10 protein-coding genes are annotated in these 12,320 nt (G+C 42.6%); 2 read left to right on the top strand and 8 right to left on the bottom strand.

Translation table 11 applies throughout. The features are described from left to right. Positions 1-283 precede the first annotated feature (283 nt). Positions 284-1,186: an acyl-CoA thioesterase II gene (locus tag Q6344_13395; GenBank protein WLG13571.1), complete on the top strand. Its 903-nt coding sequence runs from the start codon at positions 284-286 to the stop codon at positions 1,184-1,186. Positions 1,187-1,301: 115 nt separating this feature from the next. On the opposite strand, the gene mutY is transcribed toward Q6344_13395, so the two are convergent. After that, positions 1,302-2,570 (bottom strand): A/G-specific adenine glycosylase, encoded by a 1,269-nt coding sequence (gene mutY, locus Q6344_13390; protein WLG13570.1) that lies wholly within the window; start codon positions 2,568-2,570, stop codon positions 1,302-1,304. Between the two features lie 391 nt (positions 2,571-2,961). Between mutY and Q6344_13385 the strand changes: the two genes are divergently transcribed. Beyond that, complete coding sequence (locus Q6344_13385; protein WLG13569.1) at positions 2,962-3,477, top strand: heme-binding protein; 516 nt, start codon at positions 2,962-2,964, stop codon at positions 3,475-3,477. Positions 3,478-3,570: 93 nt separating this feature from the next. Here Q6344_13385 and Q6344_13380 read toward each other — a convergent pair whose 3' ends face one another. The 7 genes from Q6344_13380 to Q6344_13350 all read right to left on the bottom strand — a co-directional run bounded on the left by Q6344_13380 (position 3,571) and on the right by Q6344_13350 (position 12,052). Beyond that, positions 3,571-3,732 carry a hypothetical protein gene (locus tag Q6344_13380; GenBank protein ID WLG13568.1) on the bottom strand — a complete coding sequence of 54 codons (162 nt, stop codon included), beginning with the start codon at positions 3,730-3,732 and terminating at the stop codon, positions 3,571-3,573. A 29-nt stretch (positions 3,733-3,761) separates the two neighbouring features. Continuing rightward, positions 3,762-5,186: a P-loop NTPase fold protein gene (locus Q6344_13375; protein ID WLG13567.1), complete on the bottom strand. Its 1,425-nt coding sequence runs from the start codon at positions 5,184-5,186 to the stop codon at positions 3,762-3,764. A 131-nt stretch (positions 5,187-5,317) separates the two neighbouring features. Continuing rightward, on the bottom strand, positions 5,318-6,274 hold the full coding sequence (ylqF, locus tag Q6344_13370; protein WLG13566.1) for a ribosome biogenesis GTPase YlqF: 957 nt from the start codon (positions 6,272-6,274) through the stop codon (positions 5,318-5,320). A gap of 124 nt (positions 6,275-6,398) precedes the next feature. Beyond that, a complete protein-coding gene (locus Q6344_13365; protein ID WLG13565.1) occupies positions 6,399-9,467 on the bottom strand; it encodes a DUF2339 domain-containing protein in 3,069 nt (1,022 codons plus the stop codon). Between the two features lie 155 nt (positions 9,468-9,622). After that, positions 9,623-10,093 carry a hypothetical protein gene (locus Q6344_13360; GenBank protein ID WLG13564.1) on the bottom strand — a complete coding sequence of 157 codons (471 nt, stop codon included), beginning with the start codon at positions 10,091-10,093 and terminating at the stop codon, positions 9,623-9,625. A gap of 139 nt (positions 10,094-10,232) precedes the next feature. Further along, the gene (locus Q6344_13355; GenBank protein WLG13563.1) at positions 10,233-11,024 is read right to left on the bottom strand and encodes an SDR family oxidoreductase; all 792 of its coding nucleotides are present in this window, start codon (positions 11,022-11,024) and stop codon (positions 10,233-10,235) included. Between the two features lie 287 nt (positions 11,025-11,311). Further along, positions 11,312-12,052, bottom strand: coding sequence for a dienelactone hydrolase family protein (locus tag Q6344_13350; GenBank protein ID WLG13562.1), 741 nt, complete (start codon positions 12,050-12,052; stop codon positions 11,312-11,314). Between the last annotated feature and the right edge of the window lie 268 nt (positions 12,053-12,320).

Genomic DNA, 12,320 nt, shown 5'->3' with positions numbered 1-12,320 from the left:
CTCGTGTGAAGTATCACATATACCTTTGTACTCGATTGCTTTGTACTTCTTTTAAGCTGAAACAACTATATAATAAATGCTGGTAATAGCGCTGCTATGACCGTGTTTTTTGCGCTAAAATTTTCGTGTTAAATCTCTCTTGTGCATTTTTAGCAAGTGATTTCATATTATTTTACATTCAAATGCAAAGTGTCTTTTGTCTTTCGCTATATGATATTGATATCGTTGGGTGCGTATTTTCAGATGCTTAGCGTTTTTGATAAAAATAAGGAAACATATCGTCATGTCCGATTATTCGCAATTGATTGATGAGCTGCTAGCTACCGTAGCGCTTATTGAAGTGACCCCCGATGTCTTTGAGGGTAAGAGCCATGACTATGTTGGCAGTCGTATTTTTGGTGGACAAGTGCTCGCCCAAGCCATCATGGCGGCGGCGCATACGCTGGATAAAGACAAACCCTGTCATTCACTGCACGGGTATTTTTTGCGCGGTGGTGATATCACGCAGCCAGTGATTTATCAGGTGCGCCGCTTGCGTGACGGTCGTAGTCTGTCTGCGCGTGAAGTGACGGCGATTCAGTATAAAGAGGTGCGTGGTAAAGCGCCTATTGAGCAAGTAATATTTTCAATGATAGCCTCGTTTTCGCCGATGGAAGAGGGTTTAGAGTATCAAGAAGATATGCCTGTCTATCCGCCACCAGAGGATTTACTAGCTGAGCAGGATCTAAAAGAAGAGTATGTCGGAAAAGTTCCAGACGCGCTCAAAGCCCGCTTTATGCGCCGTCGCCATGTCGAAATTAAGCCGGTTAAACCGCGTGATCCGATTCATCCGGAGCCAATGAAACCTAAGCAGGCTAACTGGTTGCGTATCCGCGAATTGGGCAATCAACCTGTTGCGATTCAACAAGCGCTATTGGCATTTTCGTCCGATTTTTATCTGGTTGGTACAGGGCTGATGTCACATGGTGTTAGCTTTATGACCAGCGGCTTGCAAGCGGCCAGTATTGACCACTCGATGCATTTTCATCGTAATTTTGATCTAAATGGTTGGATGCTATACGACATGTGGAGTGATACCACGTCTAATGCCAAGGGCTTAAACCATGGGCAGTTTTGGCAAGACGGTAAGCTGGTTGCTACGGTACAACAAGAAGGCCTGATGCGTTTACGTGTGCCAAAGTCCTAAGCTCTCATCTTCTGATAAATAAAAAAAGCGACTCAAGATACGTTTTGAGTCGCTTTTTTAATGGCGTGTTACGTGTTTTTTTAAGCAGTTCTTTTCAACGATTGCATTCAAAGGATTATTCTAAAATCTTCACCATTGCTCGTGGCAATCCAAGCGTTGCCTGAGCGTCAACAGCATTTAGCCAATTAATATTAATTTGTGCTGCTTCTAAGGCTTCGGTTATTTCGGCAATTTGCTCAGCATTTAGAATCAGCGATTGCGGTGTCAAATACCAATGAAAATGGGTTAGCGAATGTTTAATAGGAGCATCGGCTAATAAAGTTTTACTGACTGCTTTTGCTCTCAATTCATGCTTATCTAACCATTCATTGATAATTTGCTCGGCAGTGGTAAATTCTGCTTCGTATACTTTTTCATTACTGGTCACTTTTAATACTGTATCGTCAATTTCTGTCGTTTTTTCTGCGGCAGTTTTAGTATTCACTTTGCCTGCGGTTTTTTCAACAAACTGTAAAGGTAAACTCCACAGTCCGCCCCAAATGCCATTGTCAGGGCGTTGTAGCCACAGTATTTTGCCATCAATATCTTCAATCAATAACGCATTGCTAAACTTGCTGGGTTTGGGCTGCTTTTTTGCTTTGACTGGATAATCCGTTTCGCGTCCTTGCTCGTGGGCTAGGCAGTCCTCTTGAAGGGGACATAATAGGCAGGCAGGTTTGCTACGCGTGCATAATGTCGCGCCCATATCCATCATCGCTTGCGCGAACAATCCTGAGTCATCGACAGGCGTTAAACGCTCTGCCAATGCCCATAGCTCTTTGGTGGTGGCAGATTTGGTAATATCACCATCGATAGCCGCCCAACGCGTGAGGACGCGTTTGACATTGCCATCACAGATTACGCCATAACGATGCAGTCCCATCGCCATAATCGCGCCAGCGGTCGATGGCCCGACGCCAGATATGGCTTCCCACCCTGCTAGCGTCTGCGGAAAGTCGCCCGTCTCATCAATGACTTCGACCAGTTGTTTCGCGCCTTTATGCAAATTACGCGCACGCGCATAATAACCAAGTCCTGCCCAATGCTCCGCAACCGTATCCCATTCTGCTGCGGCTAAATTTTGCACGGTCGGAAAGGATGCCATAAAACGGGCAAAATAGGGCAGCACTGTCGTTACTTGTGTTTGCTGTAGCATGACTTCGGATAGCCAAACGATATAAGGATTGGGCGCGTCGGTTTGGTGCTGCTGCCAAGGTAGGTCATGGCGACCGTTTTCGGCGAACCAATCGAGTAGGCGCGGGGCGAACGAATCGAGAGAAGTAGAGTATTGAGTAAAATTATTTTCTATCGTTGTGAGGTTTGCAGTGGGGGTAAGCTGAGTCATATCATCAATTTGTGGCATATTAGTGTATGAATTATAACCGATTTTTGAGAGAAGTAAGTTGATATTGCTGTCGTGCGCTGTTTGAGATTACCACGATGTAAGCGTCTTTTGAGTATGAGTGTTAAAAAACAGAGTATGTAACAGAAAACTTAATGTAGAGTTGCAAATTTATAAAGTAAATCTTACAAAATTAAGTGAATTTTGTAGAAAAATTAACTTATCATTATTGTGCTTTTTGCAAGATTATGACTCTTATTCTCGCTAGGGTCGCAAGAGCACCTTTGAGTTAACGATCACTCATTGTCTGGTTTCATCAAATACGATTATTAAAGCTCACCAAGCATCATTTCAAACAAACGCTCACATGTATGAGTAATATTTAGGACTCTTTATGAAGTTAATCTCGAACTACTTATCTAAAGCAATATTGGCGCTAGCAGTCATTGGCTGTTCAGCCAACGTTTTGGCCGCCAAACCAAATCTAGTATTACAACAGCCCAATGTTTCTTTAGAGTTGGCCAATGAATTAATCGATGCCACCATGGCAGCCTGTCACGCAGAGGGCAAATCTGCCGTTGTCGCAGTTGTTGATCGTGCTGGTAATTTAATCGCGCTACAGCGTGATGATAACGTTGGTCCGCACAATACTGATGCTGCTGTTCGCAAGGCATTTACGGCATTATCTACCAAAACGCCTTCACGTACGTTGGCGGATAATGCTCGCGCTAATCCAGACTCAAATAACCTGAATACGGTAAATGATTTACTGCTGATCGGCGGTGGTGTGCCGTTAAAGTTTGGCAATGATGTGATCGGCGCTATTGCAGCGGGCGGCGCAGGCGGTGCAGTACAAGACGAAGCTTGTGCGTTGAAAGCTATCGAAAAAGTCATGCCTAAACAGAAGTAATTGATGACTTAGATATCGCTAGCAGTAGATATAAAAAAAAGCCCTTAGGGGCTTGTTTTGTATGAGCTCTAAAATAATTTTATGCAGCTAACATTATAGACACAAAGGGTTATCGATTTGCTTCCGATTCTTCCGCGTTTTCAAACGACGTAAGCACTTTTCTTCTTCTTTGGCGATTCTTTTCTCTTCAGCAGCCAGAAGTTGCTCGGCGCCGACGAGTTCTTCAGCTTCGGTCATTGCTGGGTTTTCTAACATGATGCTATTAAATAATATAATAAAAATAACTACTTAACAATATTTAAAAGTGAGAGGTTATTGATTGTGTAGTCAACATAATCGTAGATATAGCTATCTTCTGATATATAACTAGAAAAACGGTCTTTTTCCGACTCTAAATTAAATTTATTTAGAATTCTCTCTAGTATAAATTCGCCCTGATTACCTATTCGATGATCTTCTCTAGGAATATAAATATTGCTGTTACTATTTAACTTATTAAATACCACCAAAATTAAACTTCTTACATAGTTCTGTTCTACGATAAGATGGTTTTCAGGCAAAACTAAGCGAGTACACTGCATAAAAACAAAAAAATCTTTGCTAACAATACCTCTGTTTGAGATTTGATTGAATAGCTTTTTATTCATCATATAAACAAAAGATAGAAAGACCATCAAAAGTTGCTCAACAGTTGGTGACTTGCTCTGCTCTTTATCTTCAAACACTACTAGAGTCTCTATACAGCGAACGATTTGCTCAATATTTCGTAAAGATAACGTACCAACATTAAGAAATGTTGGAATCTCATAGATAAATTCATTTTCTTTAAATTCTTGTGGAATGACATTACTCGCTTGTACCGTAGCTCGAAAATAGGTGACGTTATTTTCAATCGATTGATTTTCTGTACCTTTGCTAGTTGTAGGCAAGTTAATTTGATACTTAAAAAATTTATATAAGTAACTGTGTGAATCAGTTTCGCTACCATAACTGTGCTTAATGGTTGCTTTTAATTGCTCAGCATTGGTAATCAAAATAATTTGTACATTTTCAACGTCAAAAACATGCTTGATAGTTTCTAGCATCATCACTGCAAAATCTGGTCGGCAGCGATCAAGTTCATCAATCAGAAGGATAACTGGATTAGTAGCCGCTATATTCTTTAAGGCTTTTTTAAGTGTTGATAGATTCTTTTCAGCTTCTACTTGGTCTTTAATCATTGACTCAAGAGATTGGTCAATAAATGAGTCTGAACCCTCTTCTATAGCTTCCATACCTTCTTGAAATTCGTCAGGAATATCTGCTGCGTATTTGCCAAATGCCAAGCTCGCTATTGCCTTGATACCTATACCTGAGACTAAACGTAAATAGGGAATAGCATTTTTGATAAAGCTTTTTCGCCTATCATCGTCCTCACCATAGAATCCAGCCACCTCAGCTATAAGTGTTAAAAGCGGCTCGTTAGCGTGGTCAGCTTGAAAGGCGTTCACGTAGCCAACTTTGTAATTATTGAGATTATCTGCTTCAATTAGATTTTTGAGTTTAAAGCAAAATTCGGTTTTACCTGTACCCCATTTACCATCAATAATCATTGGAGAAACATCAATTGCAGAATCTAATAGCTTGATGATTTTTTCGGCGATAGGCTCACGTGTGAATTCATCTCTACTACCAAAAGTGAAATCTTTCATTACGTTATAATCTGTCATTACTCATTCTCTATATTTATATTTTAGATATACGATACTGATGTTATACAGAGAATACAGACATAAAAAAAGCCCATAAGGGCTTTTATATAGGCAATTAGTATTTTGAGTAATGAGCCTTTAGGTAAACCCTACTTTCGATTCTTCCGCGTTTTCAAACGACGTAAGCGCTTTTCTTCTTCTTTAGCAATTCTTTTTTCTTCTGCTGCTAAGCGTTGCTCGGCGACGACGAGTTCTTCAGCTTGAGACATAGCTGGCGTCTCAAGCGTAATACGCCCAAGCTTAGCGCTACGTAACTCGTTAATTAAAATCTCAGACATGCGGTAAGTATCGACTTGATTGCCCGAACGTACACAGCCGCGATTGCGTCCAGCGACTTCAAAAAACTCCCAATCAGTCTTTGGTAGTGCTTCAATTTTATAGCGGGTTTTTAGCAGCTCAGGATAGGCTTGCATCAAGTATTCAGCGGTATAGCTGGCGACATCAGCGAAGTCAAAAGCCGTATCACGAATACCACCCGTCGCTGCCAGACGATAGCCAGAGTTTTCGTTCTCGACTTTTGGCCATAGCATACCGGGCGTGTCATAGAGCATGATGTCATCATCAAGTTTAATCAACTGCTGCGACTTAGTAACTGCTGGCTCATCGCCAGTTCTTGCCACGGCGCGTCCTGCCAAAGTGTTAATTAACGTTGATTTACCGACGTTTGGTATGCCCATAATCATGGCTTTAATTTGGCGACCCGTACCGACTTTATTGGGCACGAGTTGTTTACAGATGGCAATGATACGTTTGACATCATTGGCTTTATCAGTATCGCAAGCAATGGCTTTCACCCCGCTTTGCTGCTCAAGATAGTCCATCCACGCTTGGGTCAATTCAGGATCAGCAAGGTCGGCTTTGTTCAGGATTTTGATGACAGGTTTTTCGCCGCGCAATGCCGCGACCATTGGGTTTTCACTACTATATGGGATACGCGCATCGATCACCTCGATGACCAAATCCATCTGCGGCATGATTTCTTTGATTTCGTTACGGGCTTTGTTCATGTGCCCAGGGAACCACTGAATACTTGCTCTCTTATCCATCTGCTTTCATAACCTTTTATAAAAAATGCGCAAAGTAAGACGATCGTCATTTACTTTTCATGGTGTTCAGTTTACTACAGAACCACCTTGCTCACGCTACAATTTCGCCCAACCAGATGCGCGGCTATTCTTGAGCTGGATTTTCTATTTCATCGCGTGCTGGAGGTAACGGTGCCAAATAACCAATGAGCAGAATCAAACTGCCTGCGCCAAGGAAAGATATCACTCGCCAAATCGCTTCTGTCTGTGACAGGTCAACCAATACCAGTTTGAGCACGATGACACCTAATAGCCCGATACCCATAAACCAAAGCGTCCGCTGCCAATAGCGACTGGCGACGATGGTGGCGACTAAAGCCAAGAGCGTCCATAAAATGGTCAATCCTGTCTGTACTTGCTCGCTATTCCATGCGCCGCCCTGAGCGCTGTCCCACAGCGGTGTACCGATAAAGGCATGTAGCGTTCTGACCAACATACTGGAAATCAGCCAAAAGCTGATAAGCCCTAATATAATCAGTGAATTATCAGTAGTGAATATGCGCTTAGTTTGGGGGGCTGCACTTGATTCGATAAGACTCTCATCGCGGCGATGTTGGCTCATGTAATATAGACTAAAACCAACCAATAGCGTCAGCAATGAGGTAATGTCGTATAAATTCAGTAGTGGGAAGTAGGACAGTCCCCAAATCACACCATCATAAGACCAGTTGGTAATGATGACCCAACTTAAAGCAATGGGCGCAAAGATAGCCGCGCAGCTCAATAGCGCTTGTTGCCAATCAAACCAGTATAGTGGGCTTTGCTTGCATGCCTTGTTTGTACGCGTATTTTGCTTACGATAGCTGGCATAACGATGACAGCGCCATAATCCAGCCAATATTAAAATGGCTGGAATCAAGACAGCCATCACGCCAGCGGAATCTGCGAGTCCATAGTGGGCGGCGGCAGCAATGATTAGAATGCTAGCTCCCAGCCAGCTTGTGCCATCATAGCGTGACAACTCGGAATGGTCGTACCATGTCTTTAACCACAACTGTCCGATGACCAACCAACCAATGATTAGACCAGTCAATAGTAGCCAATCTGCTGTCTGCCATATTAAGTGAAACTCGAATTTTTGTGGTAACTGTAGGACGAGCATGAGATAAAAGACGATCGATAGGCCGTGGCTAAGTTGTCTGATTTCTATCCACGAGCGATAACGATTGATTGTCCAATAAATGGCAAGACTGACCAGTGCTGCGAGTGCAATCATGGTCGTCGTTGCCAGTGTCCAACTGACAAACCACTGGTTAAAATCAAGCAGCAGCACTTGTAGGAGCCACGCTATAGCTGTAAAGGTCAAAAATCTTATGAGTATAGGACTGTGCCAAACAAGATTAAACACGGTGCTTTGGTGATTGACTGAGGTTAGCCATTGCTGGGCGGCATGAGTGCTAATACCTAATGCGTCGGCATAGGTTGCTATCGCATCTGGCGTGGCGTTTTGCTCTTGGGAGAATGCTAAGCTATTATTTAAGCTATCATTTAAGTCGTTATCCAAGATGTCGCTGCTATCGTTCAATGTAGTTGGCGAGTTGCTGACGCGTAAGATAAACATCGTTGCTAGATAGCTGATAGCCGAAATGGTTAATGCCAATGTTGGATGATCTTGAATGGCGAAGACTACTTTTACCATCAGCATGCCTATACTGATTAGCTGCAATAACAAACCAAATAGCACTGACCACGCTCGCAATGAACGCCGTCCAAACCACACCAGCGCCAGTCCTTGTACTGACCAGCCAAAAGCAATCCATTCAGCATCTAATGCTAAAGGGATTACCAGCGCCAAAAAACCAAATCCTAAAGCCAGCATGCCTTCGGTGATTAAGGCATAACGTTGGCTACGCTGCACAAACAACCAGCCGAGTCCTAAATAAACAGTGGCTAAAATAGCACTCGCGATGGTTAAAGCGTTAGGAATGTCATCTAATAATGCCGCAAATAAACCAAAGGCTAATATCGGCACTGAAAACAGTAAGCCAGTATCAATAGGGAATACATAGCTATTATTTCTTGCGTGAACGCTATCTAAATGCTTTACGTTGTCTGCGCTATCTGTCTGGATGATGTCTGTTTTATTAAGAGTATTGTAGGCAATGATTTGTTGGGCGTAGCGAATGACGACAAACAGATATAGCAGTAAGTGTAAGGTGACCAGTAGGACTAAAGACCAGCGCTGCGCCTCAATGACCGTGCTCAAATTCTCACTGATGCCCCAGTAGTAAGCCAATCCAAAGGTCACAGTGACACCGAATAAATTCAGTATTTTCCATGGGCGGTAATGCGCGATAATCGCAATCGTCACGTTCAATAGTAGATAGTAACTAAACAATACTACCAAACTGCCCGTGTCTTCACTGGTCAAAATAGGCGCAAAAAACCCACCCGATAATGCCAACAAAGCCAGTGGAAAAGCGTTTTGACGCACGGCGAGTGCAATGGTAATCGCAGATAATAGCCCAAGCCCAATAAAGCTCGGTAGACTAGGCAAGACTTGGTAAACGCCATAGGCAAAAAAGGTCGTTAAATACGCAATCGCTAAGCCTGCGCCTTGTAGGGTGATGCCATAAGCAAAGCGATTTTTTGCCAATTTTAGACCTAATGCTGCCAGACCTAAACCGAGGATGCCTATCGCTAAAAGCTTGGACGCTATCGACACTTCGATATAGTCGCTTAACAAGCGAAGTAGTAGCACCACACCGATAAGTAGGACGATCACGCCAACGCGTACGACCAGATTACCGCCAAAAAACCAGTTTTTGATAGAGTGAATGAGTGAAGTGACGATAGGCAGTGAGCGCTCATCCGGCTCTATGGGCGATGGTTTTTTTGGAGAAGGGGCTGGTTTCGGGTGAATCGTAGCAGTAGATAAAGGAGGTGCTGAGTCAAATAGCTCCTCGATAATAGGTTGGGGCGAGTGAGTCTCAGCTAGCGTTTGAGCCATTGGCTCAGTATGAACGTCTACGTCATTATCGGCATTATCGGCATTATTATTCATAGAGCTGACACGGTGTTGCTGCGCTTGTAACTCATCTTGCAGTTGCGTGATGTCTCGTTGAAGCTGATCAACGCGTCGCTTTAGTTTATTGTAAAAAACGATAATCACTACTAGACAAACAAGCAATACAAACCCGCTGATATCAGACATAGCGCTACCACACCGTTACTCAATATTTGATGGCTTGATGATGACTCGATTTCAAAGCAAACACAAGCAAAGCGCTCATCAAAATAAACGGCTTAGCCCAAGATTATTCGTTCACGATCATGGAGCTGACCTTGATGCTTTATAAACTAAGATATTTATGCGGCATATAATTTATGTCTTTCTGATAATGTGCATTCACGTAGGGTTAGATAATTCACCATACCTGAGACGATACCTGCAATAACACCGATAATAATTAAAGCTGAAATCAAAGATACTTCGACCGTACCTGCGTATTTTTGCCATAGTACAGCAAGAGAGGTCAATACCCCAAAGGTGAAAAATCCATGCTTTATCGTCAACCAAAAAGCGGTTGGGAAGAAGGCTACTTTTTTTTCTTTGATACCAAAATAAGCCACCATAGTTAAAATCATGGCTAACGTAATCGATAAGGTAACGGAGGTACCGAGCACAGTGTCTTCATTATTGGTAATAGAGTCAACAGATATTGCGATTGATGAGTATGCTTTTAAGAAGAAATATTGTATGCCGCCGTTAATGAAAGCATTGATTACGCCAGTAAGCATAGCGCCTTTTAGCAATTTTGCGTTTAATGTTGTTGTCATGGTTTATGTTCCAAGTCCAAGCGAATAGGTTTATGCATAAAAAATACTGAGTAGATAAAATCCTACCCAGTATGGTCGAATGCTCAACACGCCCTAGTATGTATCGTTTATAAATTTATGATTAAAATGATGGCTGAGTTTATGAGGTTGGCATTTTGCTTTTGTAAACACCGCCTCCATTGACGGTCAGTTCAGCACCAGTAATCCAAGACGCTGCATCACTTAATAAAAATGCCATCGCTTGAGCGATATCTGCTGGCAGGCCACGTCGTTTTAGGACGATACCTTTGACCACATTATCGATCATCTCTTGGGTATAACCGGCTTCTTCAGAGGAAGCACCATTATCTACTGTACCAATAATTAATGAGTTAAAGCGCACTTCAGGACCTGATGCGACCGCCATACTTTTTACCATATTTAGCAAGCCCGCTTTAGCTGTGCTGTATTCGATAAATTCTGGCGATGGTGTATTACCAACCATGGATCCAGAAAATACCACAGAGGCGTTTTCTTCTTGTTTTAAATACGGCATACATAAACGAGTCAAATGATAAGATCCCAAGGTGTTGAGCTTATACGCATTGACCATTTTTTCAGTGGTAGATTCCCATAAGGGCGTATTTGCACCCCAACCGACGTTGTTGACTACTGCAGAAATTTTGCCGAATTTTGCAATAGTTGCATCGACCAAGGCTGCAATTTGCGTCTCATCAGTAAAGTCGGTTTTCAGGCCTAAGGTTGCATTGCCTGTTTCTTTTTCGATATCAGCGGCAATTTGCTTCACTTTATCTTCATTTAAATCAGCGAGGACAATGTTGCCTCCTAATGAGCTTAAAAACCGTGCCGCCTCGCTACCAATAGCGCCTGCTGCACCACTGATAATGATGGTTTTATGATGAAAGTCGAATAGTTGTTGGATGGTTTTCATGGTTTTACCTTATTATTAGTGAGTGATTAGAGAGCTATCAGCAAGTGGTGTGACCGATTATATGAATCACGACTGTGCAATAACCATGTTAGCGTCTTAAATCCTTACTAATAGTAAGCCTTTGTAAGTGTGTAATGACCAATATGGATTTGTTTACGATAAAAAAAGCAGAGTGCGGCGGGCGCACTCTGCTATATGTTGGGTTAATAGATAGGGGTTGATAAATAGTGTGTTAATAACCTGAAAACAGCTATTGATATGCCTGATTCAAAGATTATTTACCTAAGTTATTTACCTAAGTTATTTTCCATAAATTCAAGCATGTTTTCCCAGCTTTGCTTGGCAGCAGCTTCGTTGTAGCCAAGATCAACCTCATTTTTAGCAGCGCGCTCATCGGCATGTGGGTTGGTAAAACCATGTTTAGCGTTGTCATAAACATCGATAATATAGTCAACGCCAGCAGCATCTAGTTCTGATTTTAGACCTTCTATTGCTTCCATTGATACCATTGAATCATCGCGACCGTGAGCAACCAATACGTTAGCGGTGAAGTTTTTATCCGCTGGGTGTTTTGGTGTTGGGTTGCCATGGAAAGTGGCGACCGCTTTTAAGGGCATACCTTCGCGAGCCATATCGAGGACGACCTTACCGCCGAAGCAAAAGCCAATCGCTGCTAGATTGTCACCATCAACGGCTAGTTGGTCGCTAAAGTCATTAAGGATTAAACGGCAGCGCGCCATCAGCATATCTTGATCTTCTAATACTTGCTCCATCCACATATTCGCTTGTGCAGCATCGGTGGTCAGCTTGCCTTCACCGTAGACGTCCATTGCGACGGCGGCATAACCTGCTTCTGCCAAGCGCTCGACCACTGATTTTGGGTGATCAACGATACCCCACCATTCTGGCGCTACTAAAATTCCCGCAACAGGATGGTCATCAGATGCATTTTCTGGCAATGCCACATAGCTGATAAGCTGGACACCGTTTTCGGTGGTACTGATTAATTCAAAAGTCTTAATTGACATATTATTATCCTTTTTTATGTGAGGAGTTTTGCGTTATAAAAGTTATTTGTCTGTGTTTTTGCGACATCGTTTTTCTTACTTTTACTACCTTAACGCTCAACCTAGGCAAAAACAGCTATAATACTGTAACGCTCTTTATCAAAATGCTACGGCACCTTTATGACACTAAACTTGTTAAACAACTGTGCAGCCCACCTAGACTCTGACGCAACGTTGCCGCTAAAAGTCACAGAAAAATCAGCTGTGAGCTTATTTCCTGACAGTGGCA

The organism is Psychrobacter cibarius (genome assembly GCA_030686115.1).
GTDB lineage: Bacteria > Pseudomonadota > Gammaproteobacteria > Pseudomonadales > Moraxellaceae > Psychrobacter > Psychrobacter cibarius_C.
This window is presented reverse-complemented; position numbering and strand designations above follow the sequence as displayed.

What these genes read in the sequence shown, in the direction of transcription:
- Q6344_13395 (WLG13571.1), top strand. Translation starts at nt 284, where the DNA reads ATGTCCGATTATTCGCAATTGATTGATGAGCTGCTAGCTACCGTAGCG.
- mutY (WLG13570.1), bottom strand. Translation starts at nt 2,570, where the DNA reads ATGACTCAGCTTACCCCCACTGCAAACCTCACAACGATAGAAAATAAT.
- Q6344_13385 (WLG13569.1), top strand. Translation starts at nt 2,962, where the DNA reads ATGAAGTTAATCTCGAACTACTTATCTAAAGCAATATTGGCGCTAGCA.
- Q6344_13380 (WLG13568.1), bottom strand. Translation starts at nt 3,732, where the DNA reads ATGTTAGAAAACCCAGCAATGACCGAAGCTGAAGAACTCGTCGGCGCC.
- Q6344_13375 (WLG13567.1), bottom strand. Translation starts at nt 5,186, where the DNA reads ATGACAGATTATAACGTAATGAAAGATTTCACTTTTGGTAGTAGAGAT.
- ylqF (WLG13566.1), bottom strand. Translation starts at nt 6,274, where the DNA reads ATGGATAAGAGAGCAAGTATTCAGTGGTTCCCTGGGCACATGAACAAA.
- Q6344_13365 (WLG13565.1), bottom strand. Translation starts at nt 9,467, where the DNA reads ATGTCTGATATCAGCGGGTTTGTATTGCTTGTTTGTCTAGTAGTGATT.
- Q6344_13360 (WLG13564.1), bottom strand. Translation starts at nt 10,093, where the DNA reads ATGACAACAACATTAAACGCAAAATTGCTAAAAGGCGCTATGCTTACT.
- Q6344_13355 (WLG13563.1), bottom strand. Translation starts at nt 11,024, where the DNA reads ATGAAAACCATCCAACAACTATTCGACTTTCATCATAAAACCATCATT.
- Q6344_13350 (WLG13562.1), bottom strand. Translation starts at nt 12,052, where the DNA reads ATGTCAATTAAGACTTTTGAATTAATCAGTACCACCGAAAACGGTGTC.